This is a genomic window from Actinorectispora metalli, assembly GCF_056323685.1.
The window spans coordinates 1,702,016-1,723,620 of sequence record NZ_JBREYE010000001.1 but is presented as its reverse complement, the minus strand read 5'-3'; the positions used below and the strand labels follow the sequence as shown (position 1 = coordinate 1,723,620).

Genomic DNA, 21,605 nt, shown 5'->3' with positions numbered 1-21,605 from the left:
GGACCGTTCTGAGAGACCACTGAGAGCGCTGAGAGAACGCTGAGAGTCCGCGGGGCGACAGGGCATGCTTGCGGATGTGCAACCACGGGTTCTGGTCGTCGAGGACGAAGCGGGCATGCGCACCGCGCTGCGCCGCGGGCTGTCCGCCGAAGGCATGGAGGTGGTCGCCGTCGCGGACGGCACCGCGGGCCTGCGTGCCGCGCTGACCGGCGCCTTCGACGTGGTGCTGCTGGACATCATGCTGCCCGGCCTGTCCGGGTACCGGGTGCTGCAGAAGCTGCGCGCCGAGGGTGTGACCACCCCGGTGCTGCTGGTCTCCGCCAAGGACGGCGAGGTGGACCAGGCCGATGGGCTGGACCTCGGCGCCGACGGCTACCTGGTCAAGCCGTTCTCGTTCATGGTGCTGGTCGCCCAGGTCCGGGCGCTGCTGCGGCGGGTGGAGACCGACCGCGGCGGCCCGCTGCGGGTGGGCGAGCTGGACATCGACCGCGACCGCAGGGCGGTGACCTTCGCCGGCCGCGAGGTCGAGCTGTCACCCCGGGAGTACGCGCTGCTGGTGGCGCTGGCGGGCCGGGCGGGCTCGGTGGTCAGCAAGGACGAACTGCTGGCCGCCGCCTGGGGCGACGAGCAGGCCGCCACCCGCAACGCCGTCGAGGTCTACGTCGGGTACCTGCGCCGCAAGCTGGAGGCCGTCGGCGCCGCCGGGCTGCTCGGCACGGTGCGCGGCCACGGGTATGTCGTGGACCAGCCATGAGCGGGCCGCGCGACTGGTGGCTGCGGCGCACCCTTCAGTTCCGGATCACCCTGGTGGCCACCGGCGTCTCGCTGCTGTTCCTGCTGGCGCTGGCCAAGATCGCGGCCAGCGCTGTGTCCGGGCTGGTGCTCGGCTCCGCCGACGCCGAACTGCGCCCCGCGTTGGACGCCGCGGTGTCCCAGGTGCAGGCAGGGCAGCCGCCGTCCGTTGTGGACGGCATCCAGGTGCGGCTGCTGGACTCGGCGGGGGTGCCCGCCGACGGCGGTCCCCGCACCGGGTTCAGCGAGCCGGAGCTGCGCAACCTCAAGGCCGGTGAGCCGCTGCTTCGGTTCTCCTACGGCAACCCGGTGCGCTGGATGGGCCGGGTCGCCACCGCCGCGGACGGCAGGCAGCTGCTGGTGCTGACCCGCACCGAGGTGGTGGGCCTGCACGGAACGCTGGAACGCGCGGGCCGCTGGCTGACGATCTCCGCGCTGTTGGGGTCCACGGCGGTGGCCGTGGCCACCTGGCTGTCGGTGCGGTCCTCGCTGGTGCCGGTGCGCCGGATGCGGGAGGCCGCGGCCGAACTGCCACCGGGGCGGCGGCTGCCGGTGCCCAGGGCCCGCGACGAGTTGCGGCTGCTGGCCGTGGCGCTCAACGACCTGCTCAGCAGGCGCGACGACGCCGCCGCCCGGCTGCGGCGGTTCACCGGCGACGCCGCACACGAGCTGCGCTCCCCGGTGGCCTCGATCCGGGTGCAGGCCGAGGTCGCGGTGGCCCACCCCGACCCCGCCGCGGCCCAGGAGACCTTCGACAACATCGCCGCCGAGGCCCAGCGGCTGTCCCGGCTGGTCGACGACCTGCTGATGCTGGCCCGCTCCGACGGCGGCGCAGTGGCCCCCGCCGAGCCGGTGGCGCTGCGGGCACTGGCCGACCAGGCCGCCGAGCGCGCAGGCGGCGCACCGGTCCGGGTGGACGGCCCGGAGGCCGAGGTCTTGGCGAGCCCGCGGGAGGTGCAGCTGGTGCTGGACAACCTGATCGGCAACGCGTTGCGCTACGCCGCCACGGTCGTGCGGGTCACCGTGCTGCCCGCGGGGGAGCAGGTGCGGCTGATCGTGGACGACGACGGCCCCGGCATCCCGGCCGAGCACCGGCCGCTGGTCTTCGACCGCTTCCACCGGGTGCAGGACGACCGCGGCCGTGGCAGCGGCGGCGCGGGCCTGGGGTTGGCACTGGTGTCCGAGGCGGTCCGTGCCCGCGGCGGCAGCGTGTCGGCGTCGGTCTCGCCGTGGAACGGCGCTCGCGTCGAGGTCCGCTGGCCCAAATCGGACTGAGAGGCTCCGTCGACAGGGCATGCCTACGGGGGGAGATTGGCTCCTGGCGGCGTTGTCGTCGCCCCACGCCGCTTTGCCACGAGGGCTCCTCCGCTTGCCGGTAGCCGCTCGCTACGGCAGCACCCCTCTTGACAAAGCCGTTAAACCCCCATTTCCGGTTGCGGCAATTGCCGCAACCGGAAGCCCACTCTAGGTACGCGCTCTGGAGCGATCTTGTTACGTTCGGTAGTGGCTGCGGTGCACCAGCCAGCCGGAAACGACTAAACCACTCACGAAAGGGACACACGATGAAGCGCGTGTACAACGCTCCCGTTCTGCTGGCAGTCGGCTCCTTCCGGAAGGTCACCGGTCTGCTCCAGCGGAACGGCAACGACCGTCTGATCTTCAGCAAGAACTGACCTGTAGCACACCTCGAGCCATGTCTTCAGGACACGGCCCGGCGGGCCACGGCGACGCGTACTTCGCGGTCCTCCCGGACCACGAGGCCGCGCTCGCCGTGGCCCGGCTACTGGGCGCAGCCGACAGCAGGGTCCTCACCCACCCCTCGGGGCGGCCATGGGTGATCGGGCGATGGGACGACGCGGAGCTGGTCGTCGCCAGAACACGTGACACGGCCATCGCCGTGCTGGGCTGCTGCCCGGTCGGCGAGGAGGAACTCCGCCGCGAGGCGGAGCGGCTGAGTGATCTCGCGGGGCTCGACCGGCTGGCCGCCCGGTTGCCCGGCGCCTTCCACGTCATCGCGGCTCACCGCGGCGGGCTGCGCGTGCAGGGCAACGCCGCGGGCCTGCGCCGGGTCTTCCACGCAGCCTTCGGCGGGCTGACGGTCGCCGCCGACCGGGCCGACGTGCTTGCCGCCGCCGCGGGGTCCGAACTGGACGAGCGCATGATCGCGGCGCGGCTGATGTGGCCGATGCCGGAGCCGTTGGCGCAGCGGCCGATGTGGCGGGGCGTGCACGCGGTGCCGCCAGGCAGCGCGCTGCTGGTGGCCGACGGACGGCCCGGCCTGCGCCGCTGGTGGCAGCCGCCGGAGCCGGACGTGCCGCTGGCCGACCAGGCGCCGCTGGTGCGAGACGCGCTGGACGCGGCGGTCGAGGCACGCACCGGCGCGGGCGGTGTGGTCAGCACGGACCTCTCCGGTGGGCTGGACTCCACCTCGATCAGCTTTCTGGCCGCCAGGGGGCCCGCCAAGGTCGTGGCCAGCACCTGGCCGGGCCGCGACCCCGCCGACGAGGACGAGCTGTGGGCCCGCCGCGCGGCGAGCCACCTGCCGGAGCTCGACCACCGGATCTGGGTGGCCGAGGATTCCCCGCTGGTCTTCGCCGACCTGCTGCGCACCGACCGCGGCTTCGATGAGCCCAGCATCGGCGTGATGGACCGGGCCAGGGTGCTCAGCCACCTGCCCGCCATGCGCGCCGCGGGCAGCAGGGTGCACCTCACCGGCATCGGCGGCGACCACGTCGCCTGGTGCTCCGAGGCGCACTACCACGATCTCTTGGCTCGGCGGCCGCTGTTCGCGCTGCGCAGCTTGCGCGGCTTCCGCGCGCTGTGGAACTGGCCGGTCGGCGGCATGCTGCGGGCGCTCGCCGACCGGCGCTCCTACCGCCGCTGGCTGGCCGACTCCGTCGGCGCGCTGCGTGCCGCGGCGCCCAGCCGGGTGTCCGTCGCGCTGGGCTGGGGCATGCCGCCGCGCCTGTACGGCTGGATGACCCCACGGGCCGAGGAGCTGGCGACCGAGGCGCTGCGGTCCGTCCTCGATGACGCGGAGCCCGCGGCGCCGAGCCGGGGACAGCACGTCGACGTCGAGCAGATCCGGGACTGCACGCGCATCCTGCGGCAGTGGGACCTGCTGGCGGCCAGGGAGGGCGTGCCGATGGCCTCGCCGTTCTTCGACGACCGGGTGATCGAGGCCTGCCTCGCCGTCCGGCCCGACCAGCGGGTCACCCCGTACGCCTACAAGCCACTGCTCACCGCGGCCATGCGCGACATCGTCCCCGCCGACTGCCTGCTGCGGACCTCCAAGGCGCAGGCGGCCAGGGACGCCATCGACGGGCTGCGCGCGCACAGCGGCGACCTGCTGGCGCTGTGGGAGGACTCCGAACTCGCCCGGCGCGGCCTGATCGACGTCACCGAGCCGAGGGCGCTGGCCCGCTGCCCGGACTCGCCGCGGCTGCGGGAGCCGATCTTGTACACCACGATCGCCGCCGAGGTGTGGCTGCGGAGCCTCGCGGCCGAACCGGCACTGGAAAGGAGAGCGGGCTGATGCGACTCGCCGGCGAGGTGTCCACCACGGACACCGAATACGGAACCGTGCTGCTCGACGGCCGCAGCGGGCAGTACTGGCAGCTCAACGAGACCGGAGCGGTCGTGATGCGTGAACTGCTGGCGGGCCACGACCGGGAACAGGCCGTCGCCGCGCTGATGGCGGAGTTCGAGGTGGACGCCGAGCAGGCCCAGCGGGATGTGACCGCCCTGCTGGACAGCCTCACCGACGCCGGGCTGGTGACCCCATGACCACGCCCAGCGCGCTCGTGCGGCCGGCGGGCGTGCCGCTGGGCCGCCGACTCGGGGCCAGGGCCGCGGTGGTGCTGGCGGGGCTGCTGAGGCTGTTGCCGCCCCACCGCATCCGCCGCGTGCTGCTGGTCCTGCGCCGCGGTGCGCGGCCCGCGACCGCGGCGGAGGCCAAACAGGCCAGGGACGCCGTGCTCGCGGGGAGCCTGCGCTGCGCCCGGCCGCAGGGCTGCCTGCCCCGGTCGCTGGCCACCGTGCTGCTCGCCCGGCTGCGCGGGCAGTGGCCGACCTGGTGCGTCGGGGTGCGCGCCCTGCCGCCCTTCGGCGCGCACGCATGGGTGGAGGCCGAGGGCCATCCGGTGGACGAGGGCGTTCCCGACGGTTACTTCAGCACCCTGATGTCGGTGCCCGCCAGCGGTGAGTGAGCACAAGACCGTCACCGCGGGCGCGCTGCTGCGCCTGGCCCTGCGACAGCGGCGGGCGGTGGCGATCGCGGTGCTGCTCACGCTGTCCGGTTCGGGTCTGGGCCTGCTCCAGCCGCTGCTGGCCCGCGATGTGATCGACGCGGCGTCGCGGCGCGAGTCGGTGGTGACGACCGTGCTGCTGCTCGGGGCGCTGTTCATCGCCCAGGCGGTGATCAGCGCCGTCGGCCGCTTCCTGCTGGAGCGGGCGGGCGAGGGGGTGGTGCTGGGACTGCGGCGCAGGCTGGTCAGGCGGCTGCTGTGGCTGCGGATGCCCGTGTACGACCAGCAGCGGATCGGGGACCTGATCTCCCGGGCGGGCGCGGACACCACGCTGCTGCGCGATGTGGTGGCCGCGGGCTTCGTGGAGATGGCCACCGGCGGGCTCACCGCGGTCGCGGTGATCACCTTGATGCTCTGGCTCGACCCGCTGCTGTTTGTGTTGATGGCCTCCACGGTGCTGGTGGCGGCGCTGGTCGTGGGCACCCTGCTGCGGGGCATCCGGGCGGCCAGCGAGAAGGCGCAGGGCAGGCTCGGCGAGATGGCGGCGGACTTGGAGCGGGTGCTCTCGGCCATCAGGACGGTGCGGGCCAGCCGCGCGGAGGACCGGGAGGCCGAGCGCATCGAGGCGCTGGCCGAGGGCGCCTACCGCAGCGGGGTGCGCACCGCGCGCTACGCCTCGCTGATGAGCCCGGCCGTGGAGCTTGCGGTGCACGGCTCGTTCCTGATGGTGCTGTTGGTCGGCGGGGCCAGGGCTGCGGCCGACCCCGGTTCGCTGGGCGACCTGGTGGCGTTCCTGCTCTACGCCAGCTTCCTGGTCATCCCGCTGGCGTCGGTGTTCGGCGCGCTGGACTCGGTGCACCGCGGGCTCGGGGCGCTGCAGCGGATCTCCGACACGCTCGGGCTGCCAGTCGAACAGCGCGGGCAGGGCACCGGCACGCCGAAGCAGGGAGCGGCCGTCCTGGAGCTGCGGGACGTCCGGTTCGGCTATGGCGACAGCCAGGTGCTGCACGGCGTCTCGCTGGTCGTGCCGCCCCGGTGCCAGGTGGCGCTGGTCGGCCCGTCGGGCGCGGGGAAGTCCACGATCTTCGCGTTGGCCGAGCGGTTCTACCAGCCCGCCGAGGGCGAAGTGCTGCTCTGCGGGAACCGGGCGTCGCAGGAGGACCTGTGGAGCTGGCGATCACGGATCGGCCTGGTCGAGCAGCACGCCCCCGTGCTGCACGGCAGCCTGCTGGACAACCTACGCTACGCGGCCCCGGAGGCCTCCGCAGGCGAGGTCGAACGGGTGGTCGAACTGGCGAACCTGGGCGGCTTGGTGGAGCGGCTGCCCGCCGGGCTGGACAGCCAGGTTGGCGAGCACGGCGGCAGGCTCTCCGGCGGCGAGCGGCAGCGGATCGCGATCGCCAGGGCGCTGCTGACCCGTCCCGCCCTGCTGCTGCTGGACGAGCCGACCTCACAGCTCGACGCGCTCAACGAGGCAGTGTTCAGCCGGATGCTGGCGCAGATCGCGGAGGAATGCGCCGTGCTGGTCATCGCGCACCGGATGAGCACCGTCCGCGGTGCCGATCGGGTGGTTGTGCTCGACGGCGGGCTGGTCGTGGCCGAGGGCACCCACGAGGAGTTGGCCGAGGGCTGTCCGCTGTACCGGCGGCTCGCGGAACTGGACCTGGTGCGGGAAGACGGCGGGCTTTCGACCGTCCGGAACTGATCGGGCGAACCCGCAGGTCATTGCCGCCGCAAGGGCGTTGCGCAGTTGGTTTCGAGGATGTCTTGACGAGTTATGCCTGAAGTCGGTTTTGTCGGACTTTCCACCTGATGCCCCTCGGCGGCGCGGAAGCGGTCGGCTGTCATCGGCAACCGGAAAAGAGGACAGGAGCGGAACTTCTCATGTTCACGGGCCAGCCTGCCGGAAAGATCGCCTCGGAGAACGATCTGGTGGAGGTGATTCAGGGCGGAGCGGTCGCCCGCAGGCGCTGCGCGTCGCTGATGGTGGCCGCCAGTCGGGTGCGTGGTGTGGTGACCCTCGCCGACCAGCACGATCTGCTGCTCCGCGAGCTGCTCACCAGCGGCAAGAGCAGCAGGCTGCTGGCCGACTCGTCGGTCTCCGCCGCGGTGCTCGACCAGTTCGCGACGGTCGCGCCGAGGTCGGTGGAATGCCGGGTCTATCCCGGCACGCTGCCCCCGATGGTCATCTTCGACGACGACGCCGCGCTGATGGCGCTCGACCCGGAGGACGCACGTGGTCTGGCGGTGCTGGTCAAGGACGGTCTCGCCCAGACCTACGCCGCGTTGTTCGAGCGGCTGTGGCGCGAAGCGGGTCCGCTGCCCGACGGATCGGGCTCCGGCGAGTCGCCGCCGGGTCAGAACCTGTCCATCCGGGAGCTGATGGTGGTCAGGCTGCTGGTGGCCGGGGCCACGGACCACCAGATCGCCAGCAGGCTGAACGTGAGCAGTCGCACGGTGCGCAGCGTGGTGGCCGGGCTGCAACTGCGGTTCGGCACGAATTCGCGGCTCGCGCTGGGTTACCGGTTGGGCCTGGCAAGGGCTTTTCCGAACGAGGTGGACTAAGCGATCTTGCGCGCCAATTTGTTGGCTAGTTTCTCCGCATCCTTGCGTTGTTGATCTTTTTTCGCGAGCAGAACCAGGACTGGGCAGCGCTTACACCGCGGTCTGGAGCGGCAGCACTTCTTCTTCACCTTGGGTTTGCCCACGTCACACTCCCTGCTTGAATCGCCTAAGGCAGGATAGGTAAGCCTTACCTTTTTGGGCTGTGTCGTCGGCCACATGACACCGATCGGTAATCTGAGTATCGACGCGAACACCGTCATGCTGTTCGCGCAATCCCCGAATCCAGTGATCAGGAGTTCCCCGTGTCCGCAATCAGTGCTCTCGCCTCGTCCAACCAGGCGGTGCGGACCGACCTGCGCAACGTGGCCATCGTCGCCCACGTCGACCACGGCAAGACCACCCTGGTCGACGCCATGCTGCGGCAGTCGGGCGCCTTCTCCGAGCGTGCGGAGCTGGTCGACCGGGTGATGGACTCCGGCGAGCTCGAGCGGGAAAAAGGCATCACGATCCTGGCGAAGAACACCGCCATCCACCGCAAGACCCCCGACGGCGATGTGACCATCAACGTGGTGGACACCCCCGGCCACGCCGACTTCGGCGGCGAGGTCGAGCGCGGCCTGTCCATGGTCGACGGCGTGGTGCTGCTGGTGGACGCCAGCGAGGGCCCGCTGCCGCAGACCCGCTTCGTGCTGCGCAAGACGCTGGCCGCGGGTCTGCCGGTGATCCTGGTGGTGAACAAGGTCGACCGCCCCGACGCCCGGATCTCCGAGGTCGTCGACGAGGCCCACGACCTGCTGCTCGACCTGGCCACCGAGGTCGGCGCGGACGACTCCGCGCTGGACATCCCGGTCGTCTACGCCAGCGCCAGGGCGGGCAAGGCCAGCCTGGAGCAGCCCGCCGACGGCGGACTGCCCGACTCCGATGACCTCAACCCGCTGTTCGAGACGCTGCTCACGCACATCCCCGCGCCGCGCGGCGATTCCCAGGCTCCGCTGCAGGCGCTGGTCACCAACCTGGACGCCTCGGCCTTCCTCGGCCGCATCGCGCTGTGCCGCATCCAGGCGGGCACCATGCGCAAGGGCCAGCAGGTGGCCTGGTGCCGCGAGAACGGCGCCATCTCCCGCGTCAAGATCACCGAACTGCTGATCACCGAGGCCCTGGAGCGGGTGCCCGCCGAATCCGCCAGCGCGGGTGACCTGGTCGCCATCGCCGGTATCCCCGACATCACCATCGGCGACACCCTGGCCGACGTCGACAACCCGGTGCCGCTGCCGCGGATCACCGTGGACGAGCCCGCCATCTCCATGACGCTGGGCGTGAACACCTCGCCGCTGGCGGGCAAGGGCGGCGGCACCAAGCTCACCGCCCGGCTGCTGCGCAACCGCCTCGACGCGGAGCTGATCGGCAACGTCAGCGTGCGGGTGCTGCCCACCGAGCGGCCCGACACCTGGGAGGTGCAGGGCCGTGGTGAGCTGGCGCTGGCGATCCTGGTGGAGACCATGCGCCGGGAGGGCTTCGAGCTGACCGTCGGCAAGCCCGAGGTGGTCACCCGCACCATCGACGGCAAGCTCTGCGAGCCGTTCGAGCGGCTGACCATCGACGTGCCCGAGGAGCACCTCGGCGCGGTCACCCAGCTGCTGGCCACCCGCAAGGGACGGATGGACCACATGGGCGGCCACGGCACCGGCCGCATCCGGCTGGAGTACACCGTGCCCGCCCGCGGCCTGATCGGCTTCCGCACCGAGTTCCTCACCGAGACCCGCGGCACCGGCATCGCGCACCACGTCTTCGACGGCTACCAGCCGTGGGTCGGCGAGCTGCGCACCCGGTACAAGGGCTCGCTGATCGCCGACCGGTCCGGCCCGGTGACCTCCTACGCCCTGCTCCAGCTTGCCGACCGCGGCTCGTTCTTCGTCGAGCCCGGCGCCGAGGTCTACGCGGGCATGGTCGTCGGCGAGAACCCGCGCGCCGAGGACATGGAGATCAACATCTGCCGGGAGAAGAAGCTCACCAACATGCGCTCCTCCACCGGCGACGAGCTGGAGCGGCTGGCCCGCCCCCGACTGCTGAGCCTGGAGGAGGCGCTGGAATTCTGCGCCTCCGACGAGTGCGTCGAGGTCGCGCCCAACGTGGTCCGGGTCCGCAAGACGATTCTGGACGTCAACGAGCGCGCCAAGGCCCGCAACCGCGCGAAGCAGCTCAACTGAACGCAACCTCCCCGGACCCCCGCGCGTCTTAGTGATCGTTCAGGGGATGACCGTGAACGGGGTGTCCCCGCGGTGCAGGGACCGCTGGGGCACCCCGCACCGCAAGGGCCGATCGGGCGATCTGGCACCCTTTCCTCCACACGTTCGGGTGGCCGCTCGAGTCGATCCGAGTCACTAGCGAGGGGGTGGCATGGCAGACAGGTACCTCCGGCCCGTGCTGGCGGTCTGTCTCCTGCTGGCCGCCGCCTGCACCAACGCCCCGCCCCCGCAGCTGGTCGAGAAGCCCAAGACGCCGACAACGACCACGAAGCCGCCGGACCTCACCGAGGTGGTCGTCGGCATCGACTCGATCGCCGGGGACTTCAACCCGCACACGCTGCCCGACTCCGCGCCCGTCAACGACACCGTCGCCGCGCTGGTGCTGCCCTCGGTGTTCCGGCCCGCCCCCGACGGCAGCCCGCAGCTGGACACCGCGCTGGTCACCGACGCGCGGGTGACCGCGAACGAGCCGTTCACGGTGGAGTACAGCCTGCACAAGGCGGCCTCCTGGTCCGACGGCGCGCCGATCGCCGCCGAGGACTTCGTCTACCTCTGGCAGCGGATGCGCGCCGAGCCCGGCGTCGCCGAGCCCGCGGGCTACCGGCTGATCTCCGAGGTCACCGCCCGCGACGGCGGCAAGACCGTGGACGTGAGGTTCGCCAAGCCCTACGCGGGCTGGCGGTCCCTGTTCACCAACCTGCTGCCCGCGCACCTGCTCAAGGACGCCCCCGGCGGCTGGGCCAACGGCTTCGCCGAGGGCATCTCGGTCTCCGGGCACCGGTTCGCGGTGAAGACCGTCGACCGGGACCGCGGCGAGGTCGTGCTGGAGCGCAACGACCGGTACTGGGACGCGCCGATCAAACCCAACCGCATCGTGCTGCGCCGCTCCGACCACCGCGGCATCGCCGAGGCGCTGCAACGCGGCGACAACCAGCTGGCGCTGGTGCGCTCCAACGCGATCACCCTCAACCAACTGCGCGAACTGGGCGACGCGGTGACCAGCGCGACCGCGCCTCGGCCCACCGTGGCGCAGGTGCTGCTGCGCCCGGCCAGCCCGCAGCTGGGCGACCCCAGGGTGCGCGCCGCGATCGGCGCGTTGCTCAACCGCGACGAGCTGATCGCGATCGGCGCCGCCAGCGGCCCGTCCACCGGGCTGCGCGCCGACGCGCAGGTGCAGGCACCCAGCCAGCCCGGCTACGCCGCCACCCTCCCGCCCGGCGAGGCGCCCGCGGTGCCCAACCCCGGGCTGGCCGCGCGGCTGCTCGCCGAGGCGGGCTACACCCAGCTCGCGGGCCGCTGGCAGCGCAACGGCACCCCGCTGAACCTGGTGGTGGCCGCGCCCGCCGACCGTGAGCCGTACCAGACGCTGGCGGTGAACGTGGCCCGCCAACTCGACGCCGCGGGCATCGGCACGAAGGTGGTCAGCGCGAGCGAGCGGGAGCTGTTCGCCCCGCCGCCCACCACCTCCCCGAGCGCCAAGCCCGCTCCGGTGGCGGGCGCCCCCACCGACATCCTGGTGATGGGCCGCAGGCTTTCCCCTGACCCGGCCACCGGGCTGGCGTCGGCCTTCGGCTGCTCGCAGCCGCTGCCCGGCAGCACCGAGCCGGTGCCCGCCAACCCGGCCGGGTTCTGCGACCCCCTGCTGCAACCCACCATCGACGCGGCGCTGACCGGGAACCTGCCGATCGCGCAGGCGTTGAGCGTGCTCGAACCCGCCCTGTGGCGGCAGTCGGTGGCCATCCCGCTGTTCCAGCTCGCCGACACCCTGGTGGCCCGCCCTGAGGTCAAGGGCGTGGCGCCGGGCAGCCTTTTCGCCGGGCCGCTGACCACCGCGGGCGAATGGCAGCGCCTCCGGGCGGCGGGCTGACGCCTGCCGGGACTGCGTCTAGTCTGAGCGCCTATCGGCTGGTCACGTGACGCTCGACACGCAGGGGGCGCAGGCCGGACGATCGTTGGAGGGGCTTCTCATGGCGAGATCTTCACGGGCGCTCGCTGCTGCCTGTGTGTCGGCGGTGCTCGCACTCTGCGCGTGCACCGGGGGCGGTACCGCGGGCGGCGGTCCGGGGCCGCTGATCGGCGGGGACACCACCACCCAGGACCAGGTGTTCACCCGGCCGAGGGTGGCCGATATCGGCGAGGTGAGCGTGGCGGTGGAGGATGCCTTCCGCGGCTACAACAACAACATCGGCTCCGCGAGCAGCCTGGCCAATCACCGGGTGCTGGCCGCCGTGCTGCCCTCGCCGTACTTCACCGACCTCGTCAACGGCCGCGATGTGCTCAAGATCGACGGCGATCTGATGCAGTCGGTCAAGGTCACCTCCACCGACCCGCAGGTCGTCGAGTACGTCTTCCGCAAGGAGGCGGTCTGGTCCGACGGGGCGCCGATCGGCTGCAAGGACCTGTACCTTCAGTGGCTGGCGTTCACCAGCAAGGCCGCCGGCGGCGTCGCGGGCCAGGCCTTCGAAACGCCCCCCAAGGGCTACCAGCAGATCGGGAAGCTGGAATGCGGCGACGGCGGCCGCAAGGCCACCGCCACCTTCAGCACGCCGTTCGCCGACCACCGCAGCCTGTTCTCCTCGCCGGGGCTGAACCTGCTGCTGCCCGCGCACATCCTGGAGCAGCGCACCGGCATCCAGGACATCACGCGCGTCACCGACGCCGAGCCCGAGCAGGTGCTCAAGGCCGCGGCGTTCTACAAGACCGGCTGGAACGGATTCGACCCCGCGGTCGCGCTCTCCGGCGGGCCGTATCTGATCGAGTCCTCCGACCTCAAGGACCGCACCGTGCTGGTGCGCAACCCGAAGTGGTGGGGCAATCCGGCGGGACCGGCGAAGATCGTGATCCGCACCAACCGCGACGCCCGCTCCGCGCTCCAGCAGCTGGAGAACCGGGAGGTCGCCGCGATCGAGACCCAGCCCGACGTGCCGGTGGCGCTACAGGCCCGCGGCAACGAGCGGGTCCGCGTGTACGCCAGGGGCGGCCACACCTACGAGCACCTGGACTTCAACCTCAACCGCCCGCTGTTCCGGGACAACCCGGAACTGCGCAAGGCCGTCGCCATGTGCGTGAACCGGCAGTCCCTGGTGCACAAGCTGGTCAAGGACATCGACGCCGAGGCCAAGCCGCTGGGCAACGTGATGTTCCTGCCCTCCGAGCCGGGCTACGCCGACCACTACGCCGCCTACGGGGGCGACGCGGGCAAGGCCAAGAAGCTGCTGGAGGACGCGGGCTGGGCGCTGGGCCCCGACGGCATCTACGGCAAGGGCCAGTTCCGCGCCTCGTTCCGGATCAGCCACAAGACCGTGGCCCGCCGGGCGGACACCGTGCAGCTGATCCAGTCCGACTGCCGCCAGGCCGGTATCGACATCACGGGCAACCAGTCCGACAACTTCGGCGGCGGCCCACTGCAAGCCGGTGACTGGGACGTCGCCCTGTTCGGCTGGGCAGGCACCGCGACGAAGTCCAACTCGCTTGGCGCGTTCGCGGCGAAGGGCCGCGGCGGCACCTCCAACTACAACGGCTACGACAACCCGAAGATGGAAGAGGTCTTCGCCAAGGCCAACATCGAACTGGACACCGCCAAGCGGATCGAACTGCTCAACGAGGTGGACCGGATCATGGCCGAGGACATGCATATCCTGCCGCTGTTCCAGGCCCCGTACTTCCTCGTGCACGACCGCGGGCTCTCGCCCGTCGGCTATGTCGCGGCCGGAGGCGGGCTGCTCTGGAACGCCTTCGCCTGGCAGAAGAGGTGACGAAGTACCTGTCGCGGCGGCTGCTGGCCTCGGCGGTGCTGCTGGTGCTCGGTTCGCTGCTGTGCTTCGGACTGGTCGCCGCGATGGGTGATCCGCTGTCGGACTGGCTGCTCGCGGCGCCGCGCTCGCCCGCCGAGATCGCCGCCGCCTACCAGCGCACCGGCTACCACGAGCCGTTCTTCCCGCGCTACCTCGACTGGATCGCCGGTTTCGTGCGCGGCGACTGGGGCACCAGGGTGGCGCCGGGCGCGGGCTCCGCGCAGGTGCGCCACGAGGTGCTGACCGCGTTCTGGGTGACCGCGCGGCTGGTGCTCGGCGCCGAGGTGATCGCGCTGCTGCTGGGCATGGCGCTCGGGGTGCTCGGCGCGGTCCGGCAGTACTCGACGCTGGACCACTCCGTCACCGCGCTGGCGTTCGTGATGCTGGGCATGCCGCTGTTCTGCCTGGCGATGCTGCTCAAATCGGCGGGCATCGCCGTCAACGACCTGCTGGAAAGCTGGGGCCTGGACCGCTGGATTCTCACCGCCGGTCCGCTCGGCGACCCCGGCGGCGCGCTGTCGGTGAACGACTACCTCCGCGCGTACCTGCTGCCGACCCTCACCCTGGTCGCCGTGCAGTTCGCGGTGTACAGCCGCTACCAGCGGGCCGCCATGCAGGAAGCCCTGCACGCCCCGCACGTGCGTGCCGCCACCGCCAAAGGGCTGTCCCAGACCCGGGTGGTGCTGGTGCACGGACTGCGCACCGCCCTGGGCCCCGTGCTGGCGGTGGCCTCCCTGAACTTCGGCGCGATCATCGGCGCCGCCGTGATCACCGAGACGGTGTTCGGCTGGTCCGGTATGGGCCGCCTCATCGTCGAAGCCGTCCGCGACAAGGAGCCCTACCTGATCCTGGGCTGGATGATGGTCACCGCCGCCTGCGTGATCGCCTTCTCCCTCCTCGCCGACCTCCTGCACCGCACCCTGGACCCGAGGGTGCGCCTTGCGTGAGGTGCGGATCGGCTCGGTGCTGCTGCTGGCGCTCATCGCCTTCACCACGGTGGGGGAGTGGCTGTGGCCGCTGGATCACCTGTACCTGGGGGCGGAGCGGTACCTGCCGCCGAGCCTGGACCATCCGTTCGGCACCGGGCGGCTGGGGGAGGACGTGCTGGCGCAGGTCATCCGCGGCACCGGGTACTCGCTGCGGATCGCGTTCGTCGTGGTGCTGCTCAGCACCGTGATCGGGGTGTTCCTCGGCGGCCTTGCCGGGTACCTGGGCGGCTGGGTGGACCTGGTGATCGGCAGGTTGAGCGACCTCACGCTGATCGTGCCGTCGCTGGTGGTGGTCGCGGTGCTGGCCCGCGGCAGCTTCAGCGCCCGCCCCGGCGACGAGGCGAGCAACTGGCTTCCGGTGGCGGTCTACCTCGGGCTGGTGGCCTGGATGACCGTGGCCAGGGTGGTGCGCGCGGCGGTGATGTCGTTGCGGGAGCAGGAGTTCGTCACCGCGGCCCGCGCGCTCGGCGCGTCCACGGCCCGGATCCTGTTGCGGCACATCCTGCCCAACATCACGGGTGTGATCATCGTCAACGCCACCGTCGTGACGGCACAGGCGGTGCTGGCCGAGACGGCGCTGTCCTTCGTGGGCCTCGGGGTGCAGCCGCCGGACACTTCACTGGGATTGTTGATCAATCAGAACAAAAACGAGCTCGCGGTGCATCCCTGGCTGTTCTTTTTCGCGTTCGGATTCATCCTGCTGCTGACAATCTCGGTCAATCTGCTGGGGGAAGGCCTGCGCGCGGTGGCGGATCCGCGGCTGAGGGAGGCGGAATTCCCCGGCCACCCTCACCGCGTGGCGCAGCGGGCCTCTACTCTGATCCGGTGACACTGACTGCTCCACCACGGCTTCTTCTGGTGCACGCGCATCCGGACGACGAGAGCCTGTGGACCGGGGGAACGATCGCCCGCTATGCCGCCTATGGGGCCTATGTCACGGTCGTGACCTGCACGCTGGGAGAAGAGGGCGAGATCATCCCCGCCGGGCTGCGCGGACTGGCCGCTGACGCCGCCGACCAGTTGGGCGGCTACCGCGTCGGCGAACTGCGGTCGGCCTGCGCCGCGCTCGGCGTGACCGACCACCGCTTCCTCGGCGGCATCGGCCGCTGGCGGGACTCCGGCATGGCGGGCACCGCGGCCAACGAGCACCCGCGTGCGTTCTGCGCCGCCGACGCGGGCGAGCAGACCGAGACGCTGCTGGGCCTGCTGCGTGACCTGCGCCCGCAGGTGGTGGTGACCTACGACGCCGACGGCGGCTACGGCCACCCTGACCACATCCGGGCCCACGACATCACGATGGCGGCCACCGCCGAGTTCGGCGAGGTCAACCGCGTCTTCCACGTGGTGAGCTCGAAATCGGCCATGACGGCCGGTGTCGCCACGCTGGCCGAGGCCGAAGGGCTGCCCTTCGCACTGCCCGGCAACGGTGACTTACCGACCACCCCGGACGAGATGATCACCACTGTGGTGGACGTCGCCGAGCACCGCACCGCCAAGCTCAACGCGCTGCGGGCGCACGGCACCCAGGTCAGCGTCTGGCAGGGCGACGGGGTGGCAGGGGACGCACCCGCCGCGTTCGCGCTGTCCAACGGCATCGCGCAGCCCGTCTGCAACGCCGAGTACTTCGTGCTGGCCGCCGGTTCGGCCGCGGGCGCGGAGACCGACCTGTTCGGGGGAATGGACGGACAGGCGGGCAGGTGAGGCCGGTGCGTGATCGACTGCTGGTCGCCCTGCTGGCGATCGACGCCTTCCTCCTCGCCCTGGCCGAACTGCTGTTCCTGCCACTGCGCTTCTCCGATGTGGTGGGCTTCCACCAAAGCTGGTTCCCCGACGCGCTGCTGGCCTGGCCGCTGCCGATCAGCCTGCTGGTGGCCGTGGTCACCGGCCCGATGCTGGTGTTCGCCACCGCCCGGTTCACCCGGCGCCCGATGCCCGCGGGCATCCCGCTGCTGGTGTGGTTCGCCACCCTGTTCACCGTCGGCGTGTTCGGCCCCGGCGGCGACATGCTGCTGACCGGCGACTGGCGTTCGGTCGTGTTGCTCGCCGCGGGCACCCTGCCCGGCGCGATGGCGCTGGGAAATGTGATCGGCGCCCGCGCCGCGGAGGTTTGAGCAGCGCGTTCGCCGAGGTAGACCAGTGGCATGGCGATCAGCGATCGGGAACTCGTCGGGGTGCTGCGGCCGTTCGTGCGGGCCACCGGGCCGCTGCTGAACGCGCTGCGCTCCTCGGACGTGTTCGGACTGCGGGCCAGGGTCGCGCGCAGCAGCGAGCCGACCGTGGACGGCGTCGACCGCGGCGTGCTGACCAAGGTGCTGGACCAGCTCAGCACCATGCAGGTGCCCGGCTCGCCCGCCTGGGACGCCATGACGGTGCCGCAGCGCTGCGACTGGTGGGTCAACCGGGTCGGCAGGCTGACCTCGCTGCTGGCCACCGTGCCCGGCGTCGGCGGGGTGATCGCGGACCAGTTCCCCGTGCAGGACGCCCTCGGTTCGGCGAGCCAGGGTCTGCTGCTGTGCGCCATCGCGGGCGAACACGGCATAACCGATCGGGACGAACGCGTTCGGCTGCTTGCCGCGGTGCTGTTCCAGCGCCCGCTTCCCGAGGTCACCGGCATGACGGCGGCCGAAGAGGACCGCCGCACCGAGGAGCTGACGGCCGATCTCGCCGACTCCGAGCGCAAGCACGGCAGGTTCAACCTCAAGGCCGTCGCGAAGACCCTCTGGCGCCTCGGCAGGCTGCTCTGGTCGCTGGGCGACGAGCTGGAGAAGCGCCCGCGCGGCCGCTTCTACCACCGTATTCTCGGCAAACTCCCGCTGCTCGGCGTGCTGGGGGACTACCTTGGCGAGCGCTCCGCGCTGCACCGGGTGGCCAGGGCCGGGCGGGGCTGGATCGAAGGACACCAATCGGTAACAAAGGCCTAGATCGGTTATGTGAGGTGTGGCACCGGGTGTGCCCCCGCAACGACAGGCAGGGATACTTGGCGATGCCGTCGGTATCCCGAACGCCGATGGTGCATGGACAGGAGAATCAGGAGAGTCGCCGTGACATACGTGATCGCGCAGCCGTGCGTCGACGTGATGGACAAGGCATGCATTGAGGAATGCCCGGTCGATTGCATCTACGAGGGCGAGCGCATGCTCTATATCCACCCGGACGAGTGTGTCGACTGTGGTGCGTGCGAGCCGGTGTGTCCCGTCGAGGCGATCTTCTACGAGGACGACGTGCCCGACGAGTGGCGCGACTACACCAAGGCGAACGTGGACTTCTTCGCCGAACTGGGCTCGCCCGGCGGTGCCGCCAAGGTCGGCCAGACCGCCAACGACCCGCAGTTCATCAAGGACATGCCCCCGCAGGGAGAGTCCTGACCACCACGCACACCGGGAACGCTCGGCAACTGCCCGACTTTCCCTGGGACTCGCTCACCGGCCATGCCGCCAGGGCAGGTTCGCATCCTGGCGGCATCGTCGATCTCTCCGTGGGCACACCGGTCGACCCGGTGGCCTCGGTGATCCGGCAGGCGCTTTCCACCACCGCCGCCGACCCCGGCTACCCGGCCACCTACGGCACCTCCGCGCTGCGGGAGTCCGCGGTGGTCGCCCTGAACCGCCGGTTCGGACTCGAGGGTCTGTCACCGGACGCGGTGCTGCCCACCATCGGCTCCAAGGAGCTGGTGGCCTGGCTGCCCACCCTGCTCGGCCTCGGGCCCGGTTCGGTGGTGGCGATCCCGGAACTGGCCTACCCCACCTACGAGGTCGGCGCCCGGCTCGCGGGCGCCGAGATCGTGCGGCTCGCCGACGGTGAGGCACCGCCCGCGGGCACCGCGTTGCAGTGGCTGAATTCGCCGTCCAACCCCACCGGCCGCGTGCTGTCCGCCGCGACAATGGCCGAGGCCGTGACACGGGCCCGCTCGCTGGGCGCGGTGGTGGCCTCGGACGAGTGCTACCTCGCCCTCGGCTGGGACGTCCAGCCTGTGTCGGTGCTGGACCCCGCGGTCAACGGCGGTTCACTGGACGGCCTGCTGGCCGTGCACTCGCTGTCCAAGTCCTCGAACCTCGCAGGCTACCGAGCGGGCTTCGTGACCGGTGACCTTGCTTTGGTGCGGGGCCTGCTGGAGAAGCGCAAGCACGCCGGGATGATCATGCCCCGGCCCGTGCAGAGCGCCATGAAGGCGGCCCTGGACGACGACGAGCACGTCGCCGAGCAACTCGACCGCTACCGCACCCGACGCGGTGTCCTCCGCGCCGCGCTGGTCGCCGCGGGCTTCCGCGTCGAGCACTCCGAGGCGGGCCTCTACCTCTGGTGCACCAGATCCGAGGACGCCTGGACCACGATCGACTGGCTCGCCGAACGCGGCATCCTCGCCGCCCCCGGCACCTTCTACGGCCCCGCGGGCAGCAGGCACGTACGCATCGGCCTCACCGCCACCGACGAACGCATCGCCACCGCCGCCCACCGCCTGGCCGCGAGCAGCTGACTCAGGAGCCGAACAGGTGCTCGGCGCGGTGCTCGAGCTCTTCCCAGGCGGGCCACCACTGCTCGCGGCAGGACAGCCTGCGGGCCTCCTCGCGTTCGACGAGGCGGCCCGCGACGAAGACGATGTCCCAGTCGATCTCCTCGCCCATGGCGTCCAGCAGGCCGCGGATGCGGTCCTGGGCGACGCAGGCGTCCTGGTGGTCGCCCAGCACGTCCTGGAAGGCCATGGTCGCCTTCAGCAGGCGGCGCACCGGCTTGCCGACACTGGGCTCGGCCAGTTCCGCGGTGTAGCGGACGCGCTTGCCCTGGATGCGCAGGTTGTGCAGTTCGTCGTCCGGCGGTTCCTGACCCGCGGCCTTGACCTGCTTGGACAGCTTGCGGAACTCCTTGCGCACCAGCGACACCAGGTCGAGGCTGCCGCGGCGCAGCGGCTTGCCCGCCGCCGTCAGCTTGGTGCGCGGCTCGGCCCACTCCGCGGCGTCCGACAGCTCACCGGTGGGCAGCTCGGCCGAGACCGCCGCCACCATCGAGCGCAGCAGTTCGCGGTACCGCTCGCTGTCCAACGTCTCCAACATGTGCTCGCGTGCGGTGTCCCGTTCGGCCACCAGGCCCGCGACGAGCTCATCGGCCGCGGCCTGCTCGTCTTCCGGGAAGTTCGCCGCCTCGGCGTGCAGCCGTTCCAGCAGCACGTCCAGATCGCGCACCGGTCCGAGGGAGCGGCCAAGCCAGCCGAGTTCGGCGCGGAGTCCGTCGGCCCAGTCGCGGTCCAGCATCGGGCGGGCCGCCTTGAGCATGGCGCGCATCCGGCGTACCGACACCCGCATCTGGTGCAGGTGCTCGGCTTCGCTGCCGTCCCTGGTACCCGCATCGTGTTCGATCAGGGCCCGCAACCGGAGATCGAGACCCGCGCGCACATGGCGGGGGATCGGATCGTCCGTCTCGGCGGTCACCGGAGCCTGGACCAGACCGAGCGACTCAGCGGTCGGCGGCTCGTTGTGGCTGGTACGGGGGGAGGCGGTCACAAAGTCGATCGTAGGTGAACTAGGGGTGTACGACAGCTCCATAAAGGCCAACCCCGTCACACCGCGATCTCGGATCGCCCGGTTGGATGCACTCTTGAGGTACTTCGTTTTTAATGGGAGCTAGCTAGTCGTCAAGTTTCTTAGTCGCCAAATCATCCGGTGAGGAGTGGTGATCGTGCCGAATGCGGTCCAGGCCGAAGCCGGCGCACCGGCGCTGGTCGAGCGGTTGGCGCTGGCCGGACGGGAACTCGGGGCCGCGACCGTGATGTTCCACTCGCGGGTCGCCGAGCACATGGGGCTGTCGATCACCGATCACAAATGCCTCGACCTCGCCCTCCGCGCGGGCGGGAACCTGACCGCGGGCCAGCTTGCCGAGCTGTCCGGCCTCTCCACCGGAGCCGTCACCGGCGTGATCGACCGGCTGGAGAAGGACGGTCTCGTGCGGCGGGTCCGCGATCCGCACGACCGGCGGAAGGTGCTGGTCGAGGTCTGCGTCGACGAGTCGGAGCTGGGCGGCTACGCCGAGGGCGTGCGGGCGGGCGTCGCCGACATCGCGACGGGCTACAGCGAGGACGAACTGCGGATCATCGCCGGGTACGTGGAGAAGACGATCGAGCTGATCAAGTCCGAGACGGCTCGGCTGCGTGATCTGCCCATCGCGAAACGGTCCAAGTCGCGGCGCTGATCGCGGGAAATTGTCGGTGCCGGGGCATAACGTCTAGGCATGGCTATTGATCACATCGAGTTGCTCGCCGACCGGAACCGGGCATTCCTGGCCGCGGTGTCCGATCCGGAGACGCTGGACCTTCCGGTGCCGTCGTGTCCGGAGTGGACGGTGGCGGACCTGGTCGAGCACACCGCCAAGGCGCAACTGTGGTGGGCCGACGCGGTCGCGGGTGGCGGGGAGCCGCCGCGGGATGCCGTGCTCGCCGTGGCGACCCCGCCTGGCGAGCTGGTCGGCTGGTGGCGGCAGTCCACCGACGCGCTGGTCGCCGCGCTGCGCGCCACGTCGCCGGATGCCTGCGCCTGGGTGTGGTGGGCCAAGGACCAACGCGGCGAGGTCGCCGAGATCTCCCAGCGGATGGCGCACGAGATGGTGATCCACACCCGCGACGCCCAGGAGGCGGTGGGAGACATCCGACACCTGCGCCCCGAGGTGGCCGCGGACGGCATCGAGGAGTTGATGAGCCGCTTCCTGCCCTGGCTGCTGCCGATCACCGGGCACGCGGGCGTGATCTCGCTCAAGTCGACCGATGTCGGCTGGGCCTGGCAGGTGGAGATCGTCGACGGCGAGCGGCCCAAGCTGATCAGGGACAAGATGGCGCGGCCGATCGCGCTGACCATCACCGGCACCGCCGAGGAGCTTGACCTGCTCGTCTGGGGCCGCATCGGGCTTGATGAGGTCGAGGTGGAGGGGGACGGCGCGTTGTTCGAGGCGCTGCGGGCGGCATTTCCCGAAGAGGAGGAGAACGCCTGA

At 71.2% G+C, this 21,605-nt stretch carries 21 protein-coding genes; 20 read left to right on the top strand and 1 reads right to left on the bottom strand.

Annotated elements, in window-relative coordinates; all coding sequences use genetic code 11:
* Positions 1-64 precede the first annotated feature (64 nt).
* From ACU6XJ_RS07910 to dapC, 18 genes are all read left to right on the top strand, one after another.
* Positions 65-754, top strand: a complete 690-nt coding sequence (locus ACU6XJ_RS07910; RefSeq protein ID WP_476308117.1) for a response regulator transcription factor — start codon at positions 65-67, stop codon at positions 752-754.
* Positions 751-2,067, top strand: coding sequence for an ATP-binding protein (locus ACU6XJ_RS07905; RefSeq protein ID WP_476308115.1), 1,317 nt, complete (start codon positions 751-753; stop codon positions 2,065-2,067). Before ACU6XJ_RS07910 ends, ACU6XJ_RS07905 begins: the two co-directional genes overlap by 4 nt.
* Positions 2,068-2,354: 287 nt before the next feature.
* The gene (locus ACU6XJ_RS07900; RefSeq protein ID WP_476308113.1) at positions 2,355-2,465 is read left to right on the top strand and encodes a keywimysin-related RiPP; all 111 of its coding nucleotides are present in this window, start codon (positions 2,355-2,357) and stop codon (positions 2,463-2,465) included.
* 20 nt (positions 2,466-2,485) lie between these two features.
* Positions 2,486-4,327, top strand: a complete 1,842-nt coding sequence (locus tag ACU6XJ_RS07895) for a lasso peptide isopeptide bond-forming cyclase (protein WP_476308111.1) — start codon at positions 2,486-2,488, stop codon at positions 4,325-4,327.
* Positions 4,327-4,578 (top strand): lasso peptide biosynthesis PqqD family chaperone, encoded by a 252-nt coding sequence (locus tag ACU6XJ_RS07890; RefSeq protein ID WP_476308110.1) that lies wholly within the window; start codon positions 4,327-4,329, stop codon positions 4,576-4,578. Before ACU6XJ_RS07895 ends, ACU6XJ_RS07890 begins: the two co-directional genes overlap by 1 nt.
* A complete protein-coding gene (locus tag ACU6XJ_RS07885; RefSeq protein WP_476308108.1) occupies positions 4,575-5,000 on the top strand; it encodes a lasso peptide biosynthesis B2 protein in 426 nt (141 codons plus the stop codon). Before ACU6XJ_RS07890 ends, ACU6XJ_RS07885 begins: the two co-directional genes overlap by 4 nt.
* The gene (locus ACU6XJ_RS07880) at positions 4,993-6,744 is read left to right on the top strand and encodes an ABC transporter ATP-binding protein (protein ID WP_476308106.1); all 1,752 of its coding nucleotides are present in this window, start codon (positions 4,993-4,995) and stop codon (positions 6,742-6,744) included. The genes ACU6XJ_RS07885 and ACU6XJ_RS07880 overlap by 8 nt, the downstream gene beginning before the upstream one ends.
* Before the next feature lie 179 nt (positions 6,745-6,923).
* Positions 6,924-7,604, top strand: coding sequence for a helix-turn-helix transcriptional regulator (locus ACU6XJ_RS07875; protein WP_476308104.1), 681 nt, complete (start codon positions 6,924-6,926; stop codon positions 7,602-7,604).
* 302 nt (positions 7,605-7,906) lie between these two features.
* Positions 7,907-9,811, top strand: a complete 1,905-nt coding sequence (typA, locus tag ACU6XJ_RS07870) for a translational GTPase TypA (RefSeq protein WP_476308102.1) — start codon at positions 7,907-7,909, stop codon at positions 9,809-9,811.
* Positions 9,812-10,001: 190 nt separating this feature from the next.
* Complete coding sequence (locus tag ACU6XJ_RS07865; protein ID WP_476308100.1) at positions 10,002-11,717, top strand: ABC transporter family substrate-binding protein; 1,716 nt, start codon at positions 10,002-10,004, stop codon at positions 11,715-11,717.
* 100 nt (positions 11,718-11,817) lie between these two features.
* Positions 11,818-13,605 (top strand): ABC transporter family substrate-binding protein, encoded by a 1,788-nt coding sequence (locus ACU6XJ_RS07860; RefSeq protein ID WP_476308099.1) that lies wholly within the window; start codon positions 11,818-11,820, stop codon positions 13,603-13,605.
* A complete protein-coding gene (locus ACU6XJ_RS07855) occupies positions 13,602-14,591 on the top strand; it encodes an ABC transporter permease (RefSeq protein WP_476308098.1) in 990 nt (329 codons plus the stop codon). The genes ACU6XJ_RS07860 and ACU6XJ_RS07855 overlap by 4 nt, the downstream gene beginning before the upstream one ends.
* A gap of 1 nt (position 14,592) precedes the next feature.
* On the top strand, positions 14,593-15,462 hold the full coding sequence (locus ACU6XJ_RS07850; RefSeq protein ID WP_476313848.1) for an ABC transporter permease: 870 nt from the start codon (positions 14,593-14,595) through the stop codon (positions 15,460-15,462).
* Positions 15,459-16,334: an N-acetyl-1-D-myo-inositol-2-amino-2-deoxy-alpha-D-glucopyranoside deacetylase gene (gene mshB / locus ACU6XJ_RS07845; protein ID WP_476308096.1), complete on the top strand. Its 876-nt coding sequence runs from the start codon at positions 15,459-15,461 to the stop codon at positions 16,332-16,334. The genes ACU6XJ_RS07850 and mshB overlap by 4 nt, the downstream gene beginning before the upstream one ends.
* A 5-nt stretch (positions 16,335-16,339) precedes the next feature.
* The gene (locus ACU6XJ_RS07840; RefSeq protein ID WP_476308094.1) at positions 16,340-16,744 is read left to right on the top strand and encodes a hypothetical protein; all 405 of its coding nucleotides are present in this window, start codon (positions 16,340-16,342) and stop codon (positions 16,742-16,744) included.
* A 30-nt stretch (positions 16,745-16,774) separates the two neighbouring features.
* Complete coding sequence (locus ACU6XJ_RS07835) at positions 16,775-17,554, top strand: hypothetical protein (RefSeq protein WP_476308092.1); 780 nt, start codon at positions 16,775-16,777, stop codon at positions 17,552-17,554.
* A gap of 120 nt (positions 17,555-17,674) precedes the next feature.
* On the top strand, positions 17,675-17,998 hold the full coding sequence (gene fdxA, locus ACU6XJ_RS07830; protein WP_476308090.1) for a ferredoxin: 324 nt from the start codon (positions 17,675-17,677) through the stop codon (positions 17,996-17,998).
* Entirely contained in the window at positions 17,995-19,107 is a 1,113-nt protein-coding gene (dapC, locus tag ACU6XJ_RS07825; RefSeq protein ID WP_476313846.1) for a succinyldiaminopimelate transaminase, read from the top strand. Before fdxA ends, dapC begins: the two co-directional genes overlap by 4 nt.
* 1 nt (position 19,108) lies before the next feature.
* Here dapC and ACU6XJ_RS07820 read toward each other — a convergent pair whose 3' ends face one another.
* Entirely contained in the window at positions 19,109-20,128 is a 1,020-nt protein-coding gene (locus ACU6XJ_RS07820; RefSeq protein WP_476308088.1) for a CHAD domain-containing protein, read from the bottom strand.
* Between the two features lie 175 nt (positions 20,129-20,303).
* On the opposite strand from ACU6XJ_RS07820, the gene ACU6XJ_RS07815 reads away from it, so the two are divergent.
* Positions 20,304-20,813, top strand: a complete 510-nt coding sequence (locus ACU6XJ_RS07815) for a MarR family winged helix-turn-helix transcriptional regulator (protein ID WP_476308086.1) — start codon at positions 20,304-20,306, stop codon at positions 20,811-20,813.
* Between the two features lie 39 nt (positions 20,814-20,852).
* Positions 20,853-21,605 (top strand): maleylpyruvate isomerase N-terminal domain-containing protein, encoded by a 753-nt coding sequence (locus ACU6XJ_RS07810; protein ID WP_476308084.1) that lies wholly within the window; start codon positions 20,853-20,855, stop codon positions 21,603-21,605.

Bases quoted from the DNA above. Each gene is read 5' to 3' on its own strand.
- ACU6XJ_RS07910 (WP_476308117.1), top strand. From the start codon at position 65: ATGCTTGCGGATGTGCAACCACGGGTTCTGGTCGTCGAGGACGAAGCG.
- ACU6XJ_RS07905 (WP_476308115.1), top strand. From the start codon at position 751: ATGAGCGGGCCGCGCGACTGGTGGCTGCGGCGCACCCTTCAGTTCCGG.
- ACU6XJ_RS07900 (WP_476308113.1), top strand. From the start codon at position 2,355: ATGAAGCGCGTGTACAACGCTCCCGTTCTGCTGGCAGTCGGCTCCTTC.
- ACU6XJ_RS07895 (WP_476308111.1), top strand. From the start codon at position 2,486: ATGTCTTCAGGACACGGCCCGGCGGGCCACGGCGACGCGTACTTCGCG.
- ACU6XJ_RS07890 (WP_476308110.1), top strand. From the start codon at position 4,327: ATGCGACTCGCCGGCGAGGTGTCCACCACGGACACCGAATACGGAACC.
- ACU6XJ_RS07885 (WP_476308108.1), top strand. From the start codon at position 4,575: ATGACCACGCCCAGCGCGCTCGTGCGGCCGGCGGGCGTGCCGCTGGGC.
- ACU6XJ_RS07875 (WP_476308104.1), top strand. From the start codon at position 6,924: ATGTTCACGGGCCAGCCTGCCGGAAAGATCGCCTCGGAGAACGATCTG.
- ACU6XJ_RS07865 (WP_476308100.1), top strand. From the start codon at position 10,002: ATGGCAGACAGGTACCTCCGGCCCGTGCTGGCGGTCTGTCTCCTGCTG.
- ACU6XJ_RS07860 (WP_476308099.1), top strand. From the start codon at position 11,818: ATGGCGAGATCTTCACGGGCGCTCGCTGCTGCCTGTGTGTCGGCGGTG.
- ACU6XJ_RS07835 (WP_476308092.1), top strand. From the start codon at position 16,775: ATGGCGATCAGCGATCGGGAACTCGTCGGGGTGCTGCGGCCGTTCGTG.
- ACU6XJ_RS07810 (WP_476308084.1), top strand. From the start codon at position 20,853: ATGGCTATTGATCACATCGAGTTGCTCGCCGACCGGAACCGGGCATTC.